At 58.7% G+C, this 20034-nt stretch carries 19 protein-coding genes; 18 read left to right on the plus strand and 1 reads right to left on the minus strand.

The genetic code is table 11. The features are described 5' to 3' along the window. The first annotated feature begins 9 nt into the window (after positions 1–9). From AC5QPF_RS24130 to AC5QPF_RS24205, 16 genes are all read left to right on the plus strand, one after another. On the plus strand, positions 10–1134 hold the full coding sequence (locus tag AC5QPF_RS24130) for a GNAT family N-acetyltransferase (RefSeq protein ID WP_494960230.1): 1125 nt from the start codon (positions 10–12) through the stop codon (positions 1132–1134). Next, positions 1134–2912 carry an ATP-binding protein gene (locus tag AC5QPF_RS24135; protein ID WP_494960231.1) on the plus strand — a complete coding sequence of 593 codons (1779 nt, stop codon included), beginning with the start codon at positions 1134–1136 and terminating at the stop codon, positions 2910–2912. Before AC5QPF_RS24130 ends, AC5QPF_RS24135 begins: the two co-directional genes overlap by 1 nt. Further along, positions 2902–4299 carry a sigma 54-interacting transcriptional regulator gene (locus tag AC5QPF_RS24140; protein WP_494960232.1) on the plus strand — a complete coding sequence of 466 codons (1398 nt, stop codon included), beginning with the start codon at positions 2902–2904 and terminating at the stop codon, positions 4297–4299. Before AC5QPF_RS24135 ends, AC5QPF_RS24140 begins: the two co-directional genes overlap by 11 nt. 389 nt (positions 4300–4688) lie before the next feature. Then, the gene (locus AC5QPF_RS24145; protein ID WP_494960233.1) at positions 4689–5576 is read left to right on the plus strand and encodes an AAA family ATPase; all 888 of its coding nucleotides are present in this window, start codon (positions 4689–4691) and stop codon (positions 5574–5576) included. After that, the gene (locus AC5QPF_RS24150; RefSeq protein WP_110968472.1) at positions 5569–6321 is read left to right on the plus strand and encodes a hypothetical protein; all 753 of its coding nucleotides are present in this window, start codon (positions 5569–5571) and stop codon (positions 6319–6321) included. The genes AC5QPF_RS24145 and AC5QPF_RS24150 overlap by 8 nt, the downstream gene beginning before the upstream one ends. Positions 6322–6559: 238 nt before the next feature. Next, positions 6560–7258 carry a DUF7168 domain-containing protein gene (locus AC5QPF_RS24155; RefSeq protein ID WP_494960234.1) on the plus strand — a complete coding sequence of 233 codons (699 nt, stop codon included), beginning with the start codon at positions 6560–6562 and terminating at the stop codon, positions 7256–7258. Beyond that, positions 7255–8601, plus strand: a complete 1347-nt coding sequence (gene dnaB, locus AC5QPF_RS24160) for a replicative DNA helicase (RefSeq protein ID WP_494960235.1) — start codon at positions 7255–7257, stop codon at positions 8599–8601. The genes AC5QPF_RS24155 and dnaB overlap by 4 nt, the downstream gene beginning before the upstream one ends. A gap of 174 nt (positions 8602–8775) precedes the next feature. Next, positions 8776–9303, plus strand: a complete 528-nt coding sequence (locus AC5QPF_RS24165) for a hypothetical protein (protein WP_494960236.1) — start codon at positions 8776–8778, stop codon at positions 9301–9303. 225 nt (positions 9304–9528) lie between these two features. Next, complete coding sequence (yejK, locus tag AC5QPF_RS24170) at positions 9529–10554, plus strand: nucleoid-associated protein YejK (protein WP_494960237.1); 1026 nt, start codon at positions 9529–9531, stop codon at positions 10552–10554. Continuing rightward, complete coding sequence (locus AC5QPF_RS24175; RefSeq protein ID WP_494960238.1) at positions 10551–11432, plus strand: DNA adenine methylase; 882 nt, start codon at positions 10551–10553, stop codon at positions 11430–11432. Before yejK ends, AC5QPF_RS24175 begins: the two co-directional genes overlap by 4 nt. A 26-nt stretch (positions 11433–11458) precedes the next feature. Then, on the plus strand, positions 11459–11803 hold the full coding sequence (locus AC5QPF_RS24180; protein ID WP_494960239.1) for an Arc family DNA-binding protein: 345 nt from the start codon (positions 11459–11461) through the stop codon (positions 11801–11803). 1 nt (position 11804) lies between these two features. Continuing rightward, on the plus strand, positions 11805–13505 hold the full coding sequence (locus AC5QPF_RS24185) for a ParB family protein (RefSeq protein ID WP_494960240.1): 1701 nt from the start codon (positions 11805–11807) through the stop codon (positions 13503–13505). 32 nt (positions 13506–13537) lie between these two features. Further along, positions 13538–14233 carry an STY4526/YPO1902 family pathogenicity island replication protein gene (locus AC5QPF_RS24190; protein ID WP_494960241.1) on the plus strand — a complete coding sequence of 232 codons (696 nt, stop codon included), beginning with the start codon at positions 13538–13540 and terminating at the stop codon, positions 14231–14233. Then, positions 14230–15549 (plus strand): STY4528 family pathogenicity island replication protein, encoded by a 1320-nt coding sequence (locus AC5QPF_RS24195; RefSeq protein WP_494960242.1) that lies wholly within the window; start codon positions 14230–14232, stop codon positions 15547–15549. Before AC5QPF_RS24190 ends, AC5QPF_RS24195 begins: the two co-directional genes overlap by 4 nt. After that, a complete protein-coding gene (locus AC5QPF_RS24200) occupies positions 15542–16270 on the plus strand; it encodes a prepilin peptidase (RefSeq protein WP_494960243.1) in 729 nt (242 codons plus the stop codon). Before AC5QPF_RS24195 ends, AC5QPF_RS24200 begins: the two co-directional genes overlap by 8 nt. Before the next feature lie 42 nt (positions 16271–16312). Then, positions 16313–16807, plus strand: coding sequence for a hypothetical protein (locus AC5QPF_RS24205; RefSeq protein WP_494960244.1), 495 nt, complete (start codon positions 16313–16315; stop codon positions 16805–16807). A 1667-nt stretch (positions 16808–18474) separates the two neighbouring features. Here the strand turns inward: AC5QPF_RS24205 and AC5QPF_RS24210 are convergent. Continuing rightward, positions 18475–18597, minus strand: a complete 123-nt coding sequence (locus tag AC5QPF_RS24210; protein ID WP_494960245.1) for a hypothetical protein — start codon at positions 18595–18597, stop codon at positions 18475–18477. 158 nt (positions 18598–18755) lie between these two features. Between AC5QPF_RS24210 and AC5QPF_RS24215 the strand changes: the two genes are divergently transcribed. Further along, a complete protein-coding gene (locus tag AC5QPF_RS24215) occupies positions 18756–19481 on the plus strand; it encodes a PFL_4669 family integrating conjugative element protein (protein WP_494964241.1) in 726 nt (241 codons plus the stop codon). A gap of 5 nt (positions 19482–19486) precedes the next feature. Next, positions 19487–20023, plus strand: coding sequence for a DUF3158 family protein (locus AC5QPF_RS24220; protein ID WP_494960246.1), 537 nt, complete (start codon positions 19487–19489; stop codon positions 20021–20023). Positions 20024–20034: the final 11 nt, after the last annotated feature.

Consider the following 20034-nt stretch of genomic DNA (forward strand, 5'->3'; position numbering starts at 1 on the left):
GATCCACACGTGATTACCGCCCAAGCCTTCTCGTCCATCCGGGCTATCGAACGCTGTGTCTGGAACGACTGTTTCCCCGGCGCACTGGAGAACTGGGACTATTACGTGGCCGTGGAAAACGCCGCGATCGACGATTTCCAGTGGCGCTACCTGGCGGTGTTCGACGATGCCACGCTGGTTGCGGTCGCACCGGCCTTTATCACCAACTACCGCCTCGACACTACGTTGTCGGGCGTGGGCAAGCGCTTTACCGAGCGCTTGCAACGGGTGTGGCCGGGCGCCTTGCAACTGGGACTCTACGCCATTGGTTCGCCGGTGGCCGAACAGTGCAATGCCGGAACGGCCAGCCACGTGCCCCACGAACAGCGCCAGGCCCTGTTGATGGAACTGCTTGCCGCTGCCCGCCGCGATGCGGACGGGTTCGGCATCGGTCTGCTGGCGGTCAAGGATGCGCCGACCCACGATGAACAATGGGCCAACAGCTGTCAGGCGGCAGGTTTTCAAAGCATGCCCAGCCTGCCTTCGGCAATGTTGCCCATGCCTTTCGACTCGGTGGACGCCTATCTGGGTTCACTGGGCAAATCCACCCGCAAGGACCTGCGCCGCAAACTGCGCTCCCCGGGACCAAGGGTGGAATGGCGGCGCAACATCGATGATGTGCTGCCGCAAATCATGCGCCTTTATGACGCCACGCTGGCCCGTGCAGAGCTGCAATTCGAGCGGCTGCCTGTGGGCTACTTCACCGGTATCCTTGAAGGGTTGCAGGAGCGTGCGGCCTGTGTTTTGTACTGGGTGGACGACCAACTGGTGGCGTTCAACCTGATCCTGTTGAACCAGGACCGGCTGATCGACAAGTTTTTCGGTCACGACCTGGAGCTCAGTCGTGAATACAACCTGTATTTCCGCAGTTGGCTGACCAATGTTGACTACTGTATTCAGAACGACATTCCGGTGTATGAATGCGGTCAGGCCGGATATGCCAGCAAGTTGCGCCTGGGCTGTCGGTTCCAGGGCAACAGCATGTTTTTCTGCCACCGCAACTGGCTGGTCAACCGCGTGCTGGCGGTGGCCAAAATGTTCTTCCGGCCGGACCGATCCGACCCTGCCATGGCTGCTGCGATAAGCGAAACCTGATGATCAACAAGAACCGCCCAAAAGCCCGCCCTTTTGCCATTTCGCGCTGGAGTGTCCAGCGTAAGCTGGTGCTGGCATTCTGGCTGGTCAGTGTGGTCCCGACCATGATCGCCGCCGAACTGGCCGCCAGCACGCTATCGCAGATTTTCGACAGCAACGTGCGCATCTGGCTGCAAGAATCGACCAAGATCGTCAAGGACGAGATTGGCGAAATCCTCCACGACAATGCCCGCGTGGCGCAGTTGTTCCTGCGCTACACCAAGCCGCCGTCGTCGCGCCAGGCCACCAGGCACGACCGGCTCACCGCCGACATCGCTGCCGCTACCGACATCGACGTGGTCGCGCTTATCCGCAGCAGTGACCACAAGGTGGTGTTCAGCAATGCGCCTGACGACATCATCAAGCAAATCAGCCTGGCCAGTAACGCCGTACTGCAAACGGTGCAGGTGGCCGGCGTGAACACGGGCGTGGTGGTGTCCACCTTCGAGACGAGCCAGGAAGGGGTCGACTACATGCTGCTGGTTGCCACCTATCTGGACAGCAGCTTTCTGACCAGCGTGGCCGATGTGCACTCGCTGGATCTGCGCCTGTACCTGGCCAATCCCAACGGTTTCTCGGAGATTTTCTCCACCCAGAGTTTTGAAGACCACCCCACGCGTATCCCGAGTAAAGTCGAAGCGGCGTTGCGCAGCACTCGCGCGCCGAGCGAGCAGTTCACCAACAATTACAGCGGACTGTACTGGCCAATCTTCAATGACAGCGGCGAGCTGCAAGGCGTGATTTTCAGCGGCTTGCTGCGTCACACCAGCCTGGTGGGGCTGGTGAACCAGAGCAACCTGTTCGTGTTGATCTTTTTGCTCAGCTCGGCGCTGTCCCTGGGCGCGGGCGTACTGGTTTCCCAGCGCCTTACCTTGCCATTGCGTGATTTGTCCCAGGGCGTTAGCGCGGTGATTTCCGGTAACTACCAGCACCGTGTCGCCGTGAGCGGTGGTGACGAACTGGCGCAGTTGAGCACAACGTTCAACCACATGACCGAGCGCCTGGGCGAACTGCATCACCTGGAAGCCCAGTTGCGCCGTCGTGATCGTCTGCATGCGCTGGGTGAAGTGGCGATGGGCCTGGCCCACGAAATCCGCAACCCGCTGGGCATCATCAAGACCGCCACCCAATTACTGCATCGCCGGGCGGATCTGGCAGAGACCGACAAACGTCACCTGGAATACGTTGTGAGCGAGGTCAGCCGTATCAATGACCTGATCACCGAGTTCCTCGACTTCGCCAAGCCCAGTGCGCCGCTACGCAGCCTGCAACCGGCGCGTCCTCTGGTGGACGAGATTCTCGGGTTCTGCGGCCCCGAGCTTGCCATTCACAATATCGACGCCCGGATCGACGACCGGGCACCGGGTGCCAAGCTGTATGCCGATGCCAAACAGCTCAAGCAGGCGTGCCTGAACCTGATTCTCAATGCCATTGATGCAATGCCCGAAGGCGGACACCTGACCCTGGGCATCAGCAGCGTGGACGACTACACCGTCATCAGCATTTCCGACACCGGCCAGGGCATCCCGGCCGACATGATCGAACGCATCTTCACGCCATTCGTCACCACCAAGGCCACCGGTACGGGGCTAGGGCTGGCGAAAGTCTTCTCGATCATGGAAAGTCATGATGGCAGTATCGAATGTGTCAGCGAGAAAGATGCCGGCGCCACCTTCAGCCTGTACATTCCGGCCCACGGTGAAGACGACGGCGATGATGAGGAAGCTAATGACGCATAACGTATTGGTCGTCGACGACGAGCCCAAGCTCTGTGACCTGCTGTCCTCGGCCTTGAACCAGGGTGATATCCAAGTGTTCACCGCCGGCAACGGCCTGCACGCGCTCAAGGTGCTGGAGGCCGAAGACATCGACCTGGTCATCAGCGACTGGCGCATGCCCGGCATGGATGGGCCGGCGCTGTTGGCGGAAGTCAAACAGCGTTACCCGAACATTCCGGTCATTGTGATGACTGCCTACAGCACGGTGAAAAACGCCGTGCAGTCGATGCGCAATGGCGCTTATGACTACATCGCCAAGCCATTCGACATCGACGAACTGGATATCACCGTAGCCAAGGCCCTGCAGTTTCGCGACATCATGCGCGACAACGCGCGGCTGCGCGCCGAGCTGGACGAGCATGCGCAATTTGACAGCCTGGTGGGCGACAGTCCGGCCTTCAGGCGGGTGCTGCAAGCGGTGGATTCGGTGCGCGACAGCAGCGCCACCATCCTGCTGACCGGCGAAAGCGGCACCGGCAAGGAAATGGTCGCCCGTGCCATTCACAAGCACGGCAACCGTGCCGACAAACCGTTTGTGGCGGTGAACTGCGCGGCCATCCCGGAAGGTTTGCTGGAAAGCGAAATGTTCGGCCATCGCAAGGGTGCATTTACCGGCGCCGTGGCAGACCGTGTGGGACGCTTTCAACAAGCTGACAAAGGTACGTTGTTTCTCGACGAAGTGGGCGATATGCCGTTGGCGCTGCAGGCCAAGATTCTGCGGGCCTTGCAGGAGCGCGTGATCGAGCCGGTAGGCGACCCGCGTGAACGCAAGGTGGACGTGCGGGTGATTGCGGCCACTAACAAGAACCTGCTGGACGCGGTGGCCAACAAGGAGTTTCGCGAAGACCTCTACTACCGCCTCAACGTGTTTCCTATCCCGTTGCCCGCGCTGCGCGAGCGGGTGGAGGATATCGGCCCTCTGGCCCGACACTTTGCTCAGACCCTGAGCGCCACGGCCGGAAAACGCATCACCGGGTTCAGCCCGGAAGCATTGCAGGCCATGGCGGCGTACGCCTGGCCGGGCAATATCCGCGAGCTGCAAAATTGCGTCGAGCGGGCGACCATCGTGGCCTCGAGCCCAGTGATCGAGGACATCGACTTGCCAGCGTACCTGTTCGCCTCTCAGCCGGCGGAAGGCGACGTGGCCACGATCCTCAGCGAAGGCTCGGGATTGCCCCGGGACCTCGATGCTGCGCTGGCGGAAGTGGAGAAGGCGTACATCCTCGCGGCGCTGCAAGAGAGCAATGGCGTGCAGGCGGCAGCTGCGCAGAAAATTGGTATTTCCGATCGTAGCTTCTGGTACCGCCTCAAGAAGCTGAAGATCCAGGTTGACAAGATCGTTCGCTGAAAAAATGCAGTGGGCGGGCTTGCCCGCCAGGGGCGGATCGACCTGGCAGGCCAGCCGATAGTGCCAGGCAAGAATATGTCGATCACGAAAACGAAAAAGCCCGCTGACCGGTTACGGTAGCGGGCTATTTCATATTTGAATCACTCTGCTGCGTGCCTATGGTTCGCAACATACGGCTTAAAGAGTAAAGATGACCGTATAAAGCCCGATCTCTAGTACTCACTAAACCGCTGTGAATATGGTGGGTCGTGTAGGATTCGAACCTACGACCAATTGGTTAAAAGACAATTGGGATCTAGGGCGAAATTTCCATCTAGGGAGGGGTTTTAAGCACCATTCCAGCGCCTAGGCACGCAGCCTCTAATGAAATCCACATTAGAGGCATGGCAATGACACATCCGAAGAAAGCAAGACGAGCAGGTAAGGTTTCCACCAAAGGCGGCACCGGTAAATCCACCGGGTCCACCAATCTGGGGGCATTCACTGCAGACGCTGGGCTGCGCACCCTCCTCATCGATCTGGACCCCGTCCAGCCTTCCGCATCCTCCTATTTCCCCCTGGAGTACACCGCCCCTGGCGGCATTTTCGAGCTGCTGTCGTACAACGAGACCGACCCGGCCAAGATCATCTCCCGCACGTCGATCAAGAATCTCGACGTCATCATCTCGAACGACGCCAACAACCAGCTCAACAACCTCATACTGCAGGCGCCTGATGGCAGACTGCGACTAGCCAACCTGATGTCGGCTTTCGATGCCGATTACGACCTCATCCTCTTTGACACCCAGGGCGCCCGCTCTGCGATGCTGGAGATGGTCGTTCTTGCATCCGACATCATCCTCTCCCCCCTCCCCCCGAACATGTTGGCCGCGCGCGAATTCAGCCGTGGGACCATCCATATGATGGATGGCCTGCGCAGTTACGCACGCCTCGGCCTCACCATTCCCCACATCAACATCATCATCAACGGCCTAGATGAAACTGCTGACGCGCGCGAGATCCACCGCACCGTCCGTGAAATTTTCGACGGGAACCCTGACTACACCGTCCTGCAATCGATCATTCCAGATGCCGTCATCTTCAAGAAAGCCGCGAGCCAAGGCGTGCCGGCGCATCGGCTTGAATATCGTCAACCGTCGAACCGTAAGTTGCCGTCGGCGCTGAACGTCATCCGCAACCTGGCTATCGAGGCGTTCCCAGAATGGAAAGACCGCTTCGAGGCAATGACCGAAGAGCGTGTTGCCGAGATCGCCAAGGAGGCCCGCCGCGATGAGTAAGCACGCGATTACCGAGGCGGCCGGGATCACGGCCGATGAAGTCCTCAGGATTGGGAAACTCTACAGCTCCAATGAGTTACGCGGCATCCAGAAAAAGCTGACATCCGCGTCTGGAGACCTGCACAAGCTAGCCAACGGTTGGAAGATGGGTGCCGGCTTGCTCGGTTCGCTCGGTGACCTTCTGAGCATTGAACAGCGCGAGCTACTGCGTAGTGCAGCACAACTCGTTGATTCGATCGGTCACAACGTGACCCATGCGAAGGAAAAGCGCGTTCGTTCCGAGAAAGAAACGAAACGCCGGCAAGATGCGCGTGATGCTCAGTCGAAACAGCTGGTAGCCCGTACGTTCCCCTTGCCTACCGAAACTCACGAAGAACTGCTGGAGACGATCAAAGCCGCACTCATTCTGAATCGTGCACGGCAGTTAAACACCTCCTACAACCCTTCTGAATTCAACGTTTACATCAGAAACGAGCTGAAGACACCTGCTCGGCTCCATGGGCATTCAGTGGAGCAACACCGAGCCGGGAATGTCAGATCACTCCGCTACTTCATGATCAGCGACCTGACCAGCCACCTTGCTTATGACGATGGTTCATCGGTTGAGGAACGCCTGCGGCTCCTGCAGGAGAAAGTGGCCGAAGCTGTAGGCCTGGCTGCCTTGACAGCAGACGAACGCGAGACCCTTCGCCTCTGGCAAGAGGCCTTGGTGCCTGCAGCGGACAGGCAGGAGGGCCAAGCATGAGCTTTGCCCTCATATCTCAATTCGCAGGCTTGCTCTGCCTATACCTCACGAACTGCTCCGTAGCGTTGGCCACAGCCTACGGCTTGGGCTCGATCTTCAAAGCCCCCCATGCCGAGCTTGCTCTGCAGGGAGCGGTCTATTCGGCGTATGCGCTCGGTACCGCCGGGCTGGTGAATCTCCTGGCCTTGATCGTGTCCGCAATGCGTGGCCGACCTCACCGATTTGGGGAGGGCTCCTGATGGACAAGCAGAAGATCCTCGACAAAGTCACCAAGCTGATGGCCTTGGCCAACAGCCCTGGGGCAAACGCGAACGAGGCAGCCACCGCATTGCGCCAGGCCCGTTCGCTTATGGCCCAATACAACATCGCGTCCGACGAACTTCGTGCCGGCCAGGTTCTTGAAACCAGCATCCCCACGGGCACACGTCGCTCCCCAGCGGATTGGTTGCATTCCCTCGCCGGAACGTGTGCAGCTGCTTTCGACTGCAGCCACCTCTCCTACTACCACCCACTGAAGGGTTACTGCTTCAAGTTCTTGGGCAAGGGTATCGGTCCGGATCTGGCTGCCTATGCCTACAGCAGCCTCGTCCTGCAATTACAGAAAGCACGTCGCGAGCATGTCTCGCAGCAGAAACGGTGCCAGCTGAAAACCAAACGACGCCGCGGCCAACTCTTTGCCGAGGGTTGGATCGGGGCAGTGGCCTACAGAGTTCGAGAGTTCGCGGGTGACCTAGCTCCGGAAATTCAGGCTGATATCACAGCCTACTTGACCGTGCATCACCCTGAGTTGAAGCACAGCGACATCACGCCAAGCGAAGCCAAAGGCCACGATCGTAGCTCGCTGTACGCAGGAATCCGGCAAGGCCGGCGTGCTCAGATCCACCGGGGGCTTGGCCGCACTGACCAGCCTAGCATTACCCACGGAGGTGCCAGATGAACGATCTGAACCTTTCCCCACCTCACTCCATCGAGGCCGAGCAAGGAGTTCTGGGCGGGCTGATGCTGGACAACGAAGCCTGGGATCTGGTCGGTGATCTACTGCAGGCGGATGATTTTTTCCGCTCAGAGCACAGGCTGATCTTCTCTGCCATCCAAGACCTGTCAGAGAAAAACAGCCCGTTCGACGTAGTGACGATTTTCGAGGCGATGGCCGTCCCCGAGGAGGTAGGAGGCCTTTCCTACCTGGTCGAGCTGGCCAAGAACACCCCGTTTGTGGCGAATATCCAGTCGTACGCCGAGATCGTCCGCAACCGCGCCCATCTCCGCCGCATCATGTCCCTGTGTTTTCAGGGGACTCGGGACGCATCTGAACTCGCCGCTGACGCGGCTGAGGTGCAAGACACGCTAGAGCAGAAGCTGTTTAAGCTGGGCGAAGGTCGTGTGGTTAGCGAATTCACCGACATGAATGCGGCATTGCTCTCTGTCGTCGACAAGATCGACGCCAATTTCAATGGCCATGTGACCGTGACCGGTGTGCCGACCGGGATAACCGACCTTGACGAGATGACCCGCGGTTTGCAGCCAGCGGATCTGATCATCGTAGGCGCGCGCCCCTCCATGGGCAAAACCTCGTTCTGCTTGAGCACCGTCGATACTGCGCTGACCAATTCGCCTGACGAGATCGTGCTGGTTTTCAGCATGGAGATGCCTACCGAGGCCCTGATTTATCGAATGCTGGCCATTCTGGGCCACATCGATCTGAGCAGGCTGCTTTCGGGTCAGCTGCAGGATGAGGACTGGCCCAAACTATCAGCCGCCGTCCATCGCATGAACGCCTATGGCAACCGACTGGTCATCGATGACAGCGCGAACCTGACCCCAGCTGCTATGCGGGCCAAGGTTCGACGTGCTAGCCGGCGTTTCGGGAAGCCTTGCTTGATCATGGCGGATTACCTGCAGCTCATGCGGAGCCCAGGTCAGGAAAACAGGGTCAACGAAATCAGCGAAATCTCCCGATCACTCAAGGGGATCGCCAAGGAGTTCAACTGCCCCTTTATGGCCCTCTCCCAGCTCAATCGGGACCTCGAGCGCCGTCCCAATAAGCGCCCCGTGAATGCTGATCTACGGGACAGCGGGGCTATCGAGCAGGACGCGGATCTTATCCTCTTTGTCTATCGGGACGAGGTGTACAACGAGGACACCGAACTCAAAGGCGTTGCCGAACTGATCATCGGTAAACACCGCAACGGCCCCGTCGGCTATGTGCGTGCAGCCTTCATCGCCAACCAAACCCGATTCGCAAACCTCACTGCCGATCATTGGCAAGGAGCTGCCGCATGACGCCCATGCAACTCCATCCGATTACGCATGCCTGCCGTAGCTGTGGCCGGCACTTCGCGGTGCATCAAGTTCGGCAGGTGCATCCCGCCGAGCACACCCCTGAAGGTGAGGCAGAGGTCCTGGTATGCCCGGTTTGCGGCAGCTACGACCTGGATCCTCTTTCGGAGGTGCAGAATGCAGGTTGAGCAGATCTACCCTTCGATCCCTGCGATCGCAAACACCGACCAATCGGCCTTGGCCTTCGCGCACCAGTCTGGCGTAAACGCGGTTTGGCTGGATGCTCTCGGCCAGGTTGTCTCACGGCTCACCCAGTTCGGTGAAACTACGGTGCCCGTTGAGCTGAATGAGGTTCTGCAAGAGCTGACACAGCTGCAGTACATAGAGCTGGAAAGCCATGATGCTGGAACCCTGACAGCGACCCTTCTTGGCCAACCAGCCCTGCTGATCAATTATTTCTGGTCCGTATGGGTACCAAGGCACCTGCTGAGCTGCGGTCTGAAGGTTGCAGTAACCCCCCATCTGGCCTGCTCCGTGGACGAGGCTCACCACTGCACCGTGGTCTTCCGCATTCCTGGATCGCGCGAAACTACACGTGAGTTCCTCACCGACCTGGCCACCCAATACCCGGGCTACACCCCGGAAATTGTGGCCATCCAAGCCGGTGATGCACTTTGCCTGAAGGAGGCCGGATCCAATGCGTAATCTCCTTCGCGGCGCGCACGATAGCGTTCGCCGGCTTGCTGAATTCGCACTCGCCGAGGGCTGGACCCTAACCCGCTCCAACAGCGGACACCTGAAGTTTAGCAAGGCCGGCTTCACGCCGATCTTCACCTCCTGCACACCCAGCGACCATCGCACCGAGCGTAATACTCGGGCTCTGTTGCGTCGTGCGGAAGCCCACAACTGCTCTACGCGGGGGATTCAGTAATGCCGATCCGACACGCAATCGTTCACCAGCTCGATAAGCAGCCCGACGGCAACCCAGCCGTCCTTCACGCCCGTGACACAGAGCTCCCGGCCACAGATGTCATCGAGAACCTCCAGGCCGACCTGAACGACAGTTACAACGCCAAGCAAGGCAAAGCGTGGGGCTTTTTCCATGGGGAGTCGGGTGCGTACCCATTCAGCGGTTGGCTGAAACAGTACTTGGAGGAGGAGCAAGACTTCACCAGCTTCAGCCGTGTGGCTGTCGAGCACCTGCAGAAACTGATTGAAGAGGTCAACCTATCCACCGGTGGTCATGTGCTCTTCACCCACTACCAGCAGGGTATGACCGAATACTTGATGATCGCTGTCCTCCAACAGGTCGAGACCGTTGGCCTGGACGGTGATCTCAACGTTGTCGTCTCCCGCTATCTGGACACCAGTAACTTTTCCTGCGCGGCCCGGATCAACCTGAGCGAGTGGCGGAACAATCCGCACTCGAAGCAGTACATCTCTTTCGTCAAAGGCAAGACTGGCAGGAAGAGCTCGGACTACTTCCGCGACTTCATCGGCTGCCAGGAAGGTATCGACGGGCCAGGTGAAACCCGCACGCTTCTCAAAGCGTTCACCGAGTACGTCGAGAAAGAGGACCTTCCTGAAGAAAGCGCGCGTGAAAAAACGCATGCGCTCCTCGATTACGCCACGACTCAAACGAAGCTCGGTCAGCCGCTCCATCTGCAGGAGCTGTCAGAAGTTCTCGATGAAGATCGACCCCAGGCGTTCTTCGACCACATCCGCAACAGCGATTACGGCTTGTCACCCGAGGTCCCGGCCGACAAGCGCGTGCTCAAGCAGTTCCGCCGTTTCACGGGCCGCGCCGAGGGTCTGTCGATCAGCTTTGAAGCGCACCTGCTCGGATCCAACGTCACCTACGACGCCGACACCGATTCCCTGACGATCAAGAACTTGCCCACTCAGCTCAAGGACCAGCTGAAACGCCGTATCACGGACTCGGGAGAGCATCAATGAAAGAAGTTCAGCGCCCGATACTTCGGTATCACGGGGGGAAGTGGAGGCTTGCTGAGTGGATCATCCAGCACTTAGCCCCCCATCACACCTACGTAGAACCGTTTGGTGGGGCCGCATCTGTTCTGCTGCGCAAGCCTCGAAGCTCTGCCGAGATCTATAACGACCTGGACAGCGAAGTAGTCAACCTTTTCCGTATAGCCCGGGACCGTGGTGATGAGCTTCGCAACGTACTCGCACTGACCCCCTTCGCCCGTGAAGAGTTTGCCGCAAGCTACAGCGAGACGGCAGATCCTCTCGAGCGCGCCCGGCGGATGGTACTCCGCTCTTTCCAAGGGTTCGGTAGTGCCGCTGCCAGCGGGGAGCGCACAGGGTTTCGTTCAACATCGGTTCGATCCGGCACCTCACCTGCGGTGGACTGGCGCAACTACCCCGATGCCTTAGACACGATTATCGAGCGTTTACAGGGGGTAGTGATCGAGCAGCGCGACGCCCTGACGGTCATGGCACACCACGACCGGTCGAGCACTTTGCATTACGTGGATCCACCGTATGTGCATTCCACCCGCAGCACGAAAGTCCGCCACACCGCCACGGGCAAATCCTATCGGTACGAATTGAGCGACGAAGAACACCTGCAGCTCGCCATGTTCTTGCAGAGAAGGCAAGGGATGGTGGTGCTCTCCGGCTACCCCTGCGCCCTTTACGACGACCTCTACAAAGACTGGTACCGGGTAAGCAGGCAGGCATACGCCGATGGCGCGCGAGGGCGGACCGAATGCCTCTGGCTCAATCCGGCAGCCTTTCAAGGCCTGTCTCAATTCGATTTTTTCGCCTCTGTTCCAGACAACAGCTACCGCCCCGTCATTGCCCAGCGCTGAGCGCACCCGCATTTTTGGAGAACATCATGAACGCAACCAACTCCCGTACCGCTGACAAATTCGTGGTTCGCCTGCCGAACGGCATGCGTGAACAAGTGGCAGAAGTCGCCCGCAAGAATCATCGCTCCATGAACAGCGAAATCATCGATCGCCTGGAACAGTCACTACTCAATGCCCAATTCGAGCCGGCGCAGAATCCGCTGTCGGACGGCTCCGACGCAGAGGAGTTGAGGTCCGAGCTGACGCGCGCGTATCGGATCATCGATCGCCTGCTGCAAAACGCCGTTCCTACTCAGGATGACATCCAAGAAGTGTTGCACCTGGTCCGCCACTCTCCCCTGGCTCAACCCCATGCTGCGGTAGGAGCTTGATATGGCCGGTTCTGACCTCAAAGCGAGGCTCCTCGCTCCAGGCTTCAACCCTACAGGCTCCACCGCCGCCATGAGCGACCCTATCGCTGATACCCCACTCGTGCTTAGCATCGACGAGGTCCTCCCTTGGGAGGACAACCCTCGTACCACCCGGAACCCTCGGTACGATGAACTCAAGGAGTCGATACGCAACCGCGGCCTCGACACCCCCCCGCCTGTAACTCGCCGGCCAGGAGAGGAGAAATACCGGATTCGCAACGGCGGTAACACTCGAATCAACATCCTCAAGGAGCTTTTCCAGGAAACTGGAGAAGAAAGGTTCCACAGGATCAATTTTCTGTTTCGACCGTGGGACCAGATCCGGGGCGAGATCGTCATGCTCACCGGCCACCTGGCCGAAGATCTCAAGGGCGAACTCAAGTTCATCGAGCGCTCGGTGGGGGTCGGCAAAGCCAAAGCTCTTTATGAAGCTGAGGACGGACAAGAAATTGGAATTCGAGAACTCTCTCGACGCCTGACGAAGGACGGATATCCAGTCTCGCATTCGCACATCAGTAGAATGCTGGATACTTTGCAGTACCTATTACCGGCTGCACCTGGGTTGTTGTATTCAGGCCTCGGGTACGACCGGATCACCAAAATATTAGCCCTGAGAAAATCTGCCTTCGCCTGCTGGACGAAACATTACAACGGAGACGGCGTCGACTTCGAAATGCTGTTCCAGGATGTGCTTGCTCAGTTCGAAGGCGAAGCAGAAGAGTTTCTGTTCCAGCGTTTCCAGGACGAACTCATCGGAACAATGAAAAAGTCACTGCCGCTGGGCTATGAGGACATTCTGCTGGAAATCACTCAACAGCAGGACAAACTTCGTCGCTCGACGCCGGTGGTTGAATTGCCGATCACCAGTTCGACGTCTACTCCACCCGCGCCTGCGCCTGGGGCAAGCTCCACCCTTCCGCCCTCGCATCAACCACCTGAAGGTTCTGGTCGCTCGCAGCGGCCTCCTCAGACACCACCACAGCCAACTGCTACAGCGCCAGGAGCTGCGCTCACACCAGAGGAGCAGCAGGAACGAATTGCAGGGCACATTGCGTCCCCTGCGAACCTCAGCCAGCGGGTGATCGAGACCAAAGCGAAGGTTGCCGCCCTTAGCGGGGAAACGCTGCCCGATTTCAACTCGAACTGTCTGGTCGCCATCCCAGTGCAAGCCGGCGGACTGCACCCCATCACAGACCTCTGGTACATCGAGCACCAGATTGACGAACCTGGCGAGTTGCGCAGTCAGGTAGCCCAACTTGCCGTGGAGATTCTCGAATCCGTCAACGGCCCTGGCGATATCCAGGCCATCGATGGAGGGATCGGGTTCAAGTACAAGCAGCCGGACACTGAAGTTGAGGTTACTGCAACAGCTCAGCATACGCTGACACTGCTTCAGTCATTAAGCGGAGCCATGGCTATCGCTCTGAAGATGCTGAATGAGCAACCAGATCCTGCCAGTGCATTGGCAGAATTTGAATTTGCAGCTGGCCTGGGCCAACTGCTGCTCGGCCAGCCTCTGAGTGCTGAACAAGAGCCAGGTGACGAAGGCCGTTTAAGCGACGGCGCTCTGGTCAAACTGTTCCGTATCATTCGGCTGGCTCGCCGGCTAATCGACTTGGAAATCGAAGAGTTCAAACGGTCCTCGCCAGTCCAGGACAACTGAACACTCGATGAGATGAATGGGAGGGAGTCTCAATGTCCAAGTCAACACTTAACGAAGCGGTTCTGTCGCAGCTACTTGACCTTATGCGTAATGGTCAACTTCAGCGCTGTGTGGAAATGGGAGTTGAACCTGAAGTGCTGGGCCAGATCCAGCACCCAACAGTCCTCAGCTTACTCCGCAACACACCTGTTTCATGGGTCAACGTGTCAATCAACAGCTCGATGATCCTGAAGCTGCTGACCGGCGCCGCGCGTACAGAAGAGGAAACTCGTCTTATTGAGCGCGCGATCCGACTGGGGGCCACCACCAGCTTGCTCGGCAAGTTCTTCGGGCTCACGCCGCAAGAGATCGCTTTGCAGCGAACCGTCATTGGGGTGCGCGCCCCGCGCGGCCGATGGCCAGAGCTCTCTGAGGATCAAGATCACCATATTTGGCACCGCTGGACCAAGTTGATGGATACGCATCGCGTCGACCTCGAGGATAGCCTAGCCATGCTTGACGTGGCCATGCTGGTTGCTGAGGAACTGAGCACAGACGGATTAACGCTTGCGCAGATCTGGTCACGAATCACTCAGTGGGTTGAGCAAGGCTTGTATCCCGGCAGCAGGGAACGGCCCCGAGCCACAGAACGTCGACAGCTCACTCTTTTGGACGAGGGCAGCGTACGCCTTGTCGATGAGGACTGCACCGCCTCTAGCCATCCTGGAGAAGGCGATCATAGAAGATGAAGCTCACACGGTTCCCGATTTCCATGCTCCTAGACTCGGCCTCGGGGCAACTCGAGGCCCATGTGCAGAAGAAGAGAGCTGAGGACACCGCCCCTACTGCAGCGCCTGCTACCCCCTATTCCGGGATCATATTCAGCGGAAATCCGCATGAAACGGTCCCGCGTAAACTCCTGCTCGACAATCGGCTTACTCCTTTGGAGCGCAATTGCTGGCAAGTCTTTCGACTGCTAGTCAACGAAGATGGGATCACGGCTTTCCCCACCTATGACCAATTGCGACCTTACCTGGGCATGAATCCAGGTAAACATGCCTCTAGAGAAACCGTCGCAAAAGCCTTGACCGTGCTCCGTCTGACACGCTGGCTAAGCCTGGGCCGGACCGTACGCAATGAGATCAACGGCCAGGTTCAGGGTAACGTCTATCTCCTACACGACGAGCCTGTTACGCCGGCGGAAGCCTTGGAGTTCGACAAGGACTACATGACCTTGCTGATGCAATCTATGGAGCATCAGAACAAAGCGATCAAGGACATCGCCGCAATCACCTGGCGTGAATTCACCAGTGATCCCGATGTAGGTCGACGACTTCCCTCGCGCATTGACACGATTAGCGATCGGCTGAATGCCCAGACCTGGGCGGTTGAGACCAAGCAAAATGCACTCCCCGCGCCTGAGTTCGGAATCCGAACTCAGCAAGATTTGGCGGCGGATGGACTGAGTTCGGATTCCGAACTCAGTGCGAACTCAGCGAAACAGGGGGCCCTCCCCCTGAGTTCGGAATCCGAACTCAGCTTAAAACCACTGAGTACACCCTCAGTTCGGAATCCGAACTCAGCTAGTACGTATACAAATACAGACAAGTTTGTATCTAAAAGCTCTGTACAACAGCGCGAGAGTACAGGTGTGAACTGGTTGCTTGCCCTGGACCTCCTCAAGCCCGAGGACCGTGTGAAGGCACGCGAGATCATGGGACCGGTACCGGAGAATGTCCGAGAGGCGGTGATCAACCAGTGGAAGCATCGCTGCATAAGCGGGAGCGTGGCCAAGCCCCTTGCATACCTGACGAGCCTTGCTGGCAAGGCCATACGGGGGGACTTCAACGCCGAATGGAGCCCTTCAGCCCCCGCTCCAACTCCGACGCCAATGCGCCCAGCGGCCAGGGCGGTTACACGCCCCACACAGCCCACTGCCCCTAAGCCGACGCCGACGCCGACGCCGACGCCGACGCCGACAGCGATGCAGACAGCGAATTCCGCGCTGACCTCGCTGCAAGCGCTGCTTGACCCTAGACGCCGCGTGGAGCCCACCGATGAGTGATTGGATCGACTCTGAGATCGCCCTAGGTTTTGCCTCTGTCGTGCTTGGTATGCTGGCCGGCCGGGGCTGTGCTTGGGGCGCTTGCTACCTACCTGCGCACCTCGAACGCCAATGGCAGCGGGATGCACGGGAACTACTGGGACTGGATATCCAGAGGCCTAACGACCTTCAAACGGTCAGAGCCTCATCGCGAGAAATATGGATCGCGCAGATCAGCTGTGCCACATTCTCGTTCATGGTGACGCTGAATTATGGGCCGACTATGCAGACGGTATGTGCCCTGCTGTTCACCTGGTTGCTCCTGACTTTAAGCTTGATCGACAGTGAGCACCACTTACTGCCGGATGCACTGGTGATACCAGGGCTCTGGGCTGGCATCACCCTCAATTCCTTCGGATTGTTCGCGACATTGCAGGATGCACTCTTGGGGTGTATCGCAGGCTATATGAGCCTTTGGTCCGTGAGTCAACTGGCCAGACTAATCACGGGGCGAGTGAGCATGGGCATGGGCGACCTCAAGCTGTTGGCCATGATAGGAGCTTGGGGCGGTTGGCAAGTTCTTCCCGGCACCGTGGCTGGCTCGTTAATGATCGCAGTCATTCTCACTGTATACCTGCGCCTCGTAGAGGGCATAACCAGCGGTGCAAGTATGCCTTTTGGCCCCCCCCTATCGCTGGCAGGTTGGATGATCTTCCTCGCCAGCGCCAACTCATCTTATTAGCCAGTAATTAGTCTTAGATATACCCGCTCATTGGAACATGACATGAAAACCCGACAGAACAATATCGCCTATTCTTTAATTACTGCATTGCAAAAACCACTCAATCACCCACTCAGTTTATTCATATTTCTTTTTATCGCTTCACTGGCAATCACTCACTGGAGCAAAATTAAGCTGCAGCAGGATTTCTGGCTGGAGTGGTCTACTTGTCTATCAGCAAATTTGCTAGCCATCTCCATCACTAATTTCCTCAACCGGAAACTGATTCCGAAAGTGACATTCACGAAAAACCTCAAAAACATATCGAAAGCCATCAGCATTTGGATGGCAGCCCTTACATTCTGTTGGATAAGCCTGCATTCTCACGAATCACAATACCTGGCACTAACTCGAATTACGACTGACGTAGACGTCTTCCCATTCTTGACAGGCGCATCACTGTCTATAACTGCACTGACAGTGATAGCACAGCTATTCCTATTACTCTCAACAATTACCGCCCCGTACAGATGCATCTTCACGAAAGAAAAAATTTAATGACAAAATTATCCTTTATAGAACCCAGTTTAGTTACCTGAGCAGTCAACACCACTACCGCAAATAGCAAAGTAAGCAAAATCCAAACAATCAGTTTTTTCATATCGAACCAGTCGCTCCGGCCGCAGGACGAAAACCAAGCCTATCATGCAGCCCGCAGTCTGGCCGCCGGCAGCGGCAATCAGCCGAGTGGTGGTGTGGCCCACACCACCCGGCAGGCCCGGCACTCAATCAACCGGCTGCTGACACCGCCGCACAGTGGTGTGGCCCACACCACCCGGCAGACCCGGCACTCAATCAGCCGGCCGCTGAGGTCACCTCAAGTGGTGTGGCCCACACCACCCGGCAGGCCCGGCACTCAATCAGCCGGCCGCTGAGGTCACCTCAAGTGGTGTGGCCCACACCACCCGGCAGGCCGACACCCAATCGACCGGCCGCTGATACCACCTCACAGTGGTGTGGCCCACACCACCCGGCAGACCCGGCACTCAATCAGCCGGCTGCTGACACCGCCGCACAGTGGTGTGGCCCACACCACCCGGCAGGCCCGGCACTCAATCAGCCGGCCGCTGAGGTCACCTCAAGTGGTGTGGCCCACACCACCCGGCAGGCCGACACCCAATCGACCGGCCGCTGATACCACCTCACAGTGGTGTGGCCCACACCACCCGGCAGACCCGGCACTCAATCAACCGGCTGCTGACACCGCCGCACAGTGGTGTGGCCCACACCACCCGGCAGGCCGACACCCAATCGACCGGCCGCTGATACCACCTCACAGTGGTGTGGCCCACACCACCCGGCAGACCCGGCACTCAATCAACCGGCTGCTGACACCGCCGCACAGTGGTGTGGCCCACACCACCCGGCAGGCCGACACCCAATCGACCGGCCGCTGATACCACCTCACAGTGGTGTGGCCCACACCACCCGGCAGGCCCGGCACTCAATCAACCGGCTGCTGACACCGCCGCACAGTGGTGTGGCCCACACCACCCGGCAGGCCGACACCCAATCGACCGGCCGCTGATACCACCTCACAGTGGTGTGGCCCACAACACCTCCAGGGTAACCCCGGCTACCGACGACCGGCCGGGGCTCCACTGGAACCACACAGAGTGTTGTGGCCCACAACACCCGGCAGGCCCGGCACTCAATCAACCGGCTGCTGGCACCACCTCGCAGTGGTGTGGCCCACACCACTTTCGTGCTTTGATGCCGCCAAGCTGGGCGGTGCCGCGGGCACTACCTCACCGTGATGCGGCCCACATCACTTATAGCCCGGCCACCGGTGGCGGCGCCAAGCGAGTGGCTCCACTGGAACCACCTGGAGTGGTGCGGGCCGCAACACCTGCCGACAGGATCACCAGCGCCGAGACAGGTGAGTGTTGCCAGTGGCAACATCCGGCAGTGTTGCGGGCCACAACGCCTACCGACAGGATCACCAGCGCCGAGAGACAGGTGTGTGTTGCCAGTGGCAACACCGCACAGTGATGGGGCCCACATCACTTACAGCCCGGCCACCGGTGATGGCGCCAAGCGAGTGGCTCCACTGGAACCACCTGGCAGTGGTGCGGGCCGCACCACCTACCGACAGGATCACCAGCGCCGAGAGACAGGTGAGTGTTGCCAGTGGCAACACCGCACAGTGATGGGGCCCACATCACTTACAGCCCGGCCACCGGTGACGGCGCCAAGCGAGTGGTGCCACCGGAGTCACCGACAGTGATGCGGGCCGCATCACTTACCGGTATCGACACCGGCGCCGACGGCCAACCGAGTGATGCCATCGGTATCACCTGGCAGTGTTGCGACCCGCAACACCAGGATGGTGTGAACCGACCAGGACAAATCCAGCACCCCGGGTTCTTCATTTATTACTGCGCCCCCAACAGCCTGAAAGCAGCATGGACATCGCTCACCCACCTTATATAAGGAAACCATGTCCATGGCTGACAACTATCAGCTCAACATCGGCTCCCTCAGGAGCCAGGTCCAGCTGACTCTCCACACACATCATGCTGCTCGAATCTGGCTGGGTCGCCAGAAGACCGATGACAAACACAGCATCCTCGGGCTGGCCGGCTTCTGCCTCAAGATCAACCAGATCGACCGCGCCGCCGCACAAGATGATCCCTACTCCGACTGGTGGATGATCAGGGTCGAGGAGAAGATCCAGGAAGTAGACGATGCCCTCAAGGCCATCGACAGCCGCCTGGATGGGGTGATGGCCCAGCTGCCCAAGGCACTCGAAATCGGTGAGAACCTCTCCATCCAGCCGCTGAAGCTGCCGCTCTTCATCTCCAACCCGCTGGGCTTCAAGGGCGTCCACCTCCTGACTCAGTACGACGAAGTCGTCCGCCGCATCCTGCTGGCTCAGCACGTTGCCATGATCGGTCGCCGCGATGGCGAGATTTGGATCGATGAAGGTGCCCACCTGCTGCGCAGTCTTTTTGGGCTGGCCCAGCTCCATCGCTTCTCTGGCGCATCGCGAGACGACTTCGCCGCCAATAATGCCCGGGCGGAAAACGCGCGCGAAATGTACAAGCGCTACGGCGACATCCCCCAGGACATCCTGGAAGGCACCCGCCGCTCGAACTTCGCCCCACCCATCCGCCGTGGCTCCTCAGAGCCCATCGAGGAGATGGATGACGATATCGAAGGCGAGGCCTGATCCTCATGCGTTCGGACACCCGATCAATGGAGGCGCTGCAACAGGGTGCCTTCAAACCACTGCAACAGGGTGCCTATCAGGGGCTGCAACAGAGTGCCTCACTAAAAGGCCTTTTAAAGCCCTTTAAAGGTAAGGGGGAGCTGGTCCAGTTGGCGGAGCAGTGCGCATCGCTGGAGGCGGGGCTGCGCACCCTTACCCAGGAAGTGCTGGCCCAGGTTCGCCAACATCCATTCGCCCTGCTGCCCGTCAGGCTCATCGAGCAAAACACAGCAGCTGGCACAACCTTTCTTCGCTGGCAAAGCGTGCAAGAGCGGCGCATGGGTGTCGGCGTATGGGCTCAGATGGTTCACGCCCCCAAAACACCAATCCACTTGCTGCAGGACCTGTTTGCCCTGGAGCAACACCGAATCACCCTGAACATGCAGATCAGCCTCATCCACTCCATCGGCAAACAGGCCGCCGAGTGTGCAGAAAAGATGGGGCAGGCCGAGGCCGAATATCAGGCTCGACTGCAGCAGGTCATGAACCCACCTCAACACTGAACGGAGATAGA

The sequence above is a fragment of the Pseudomonas sp. Con_6 genome (assembly GCF_059379395.1).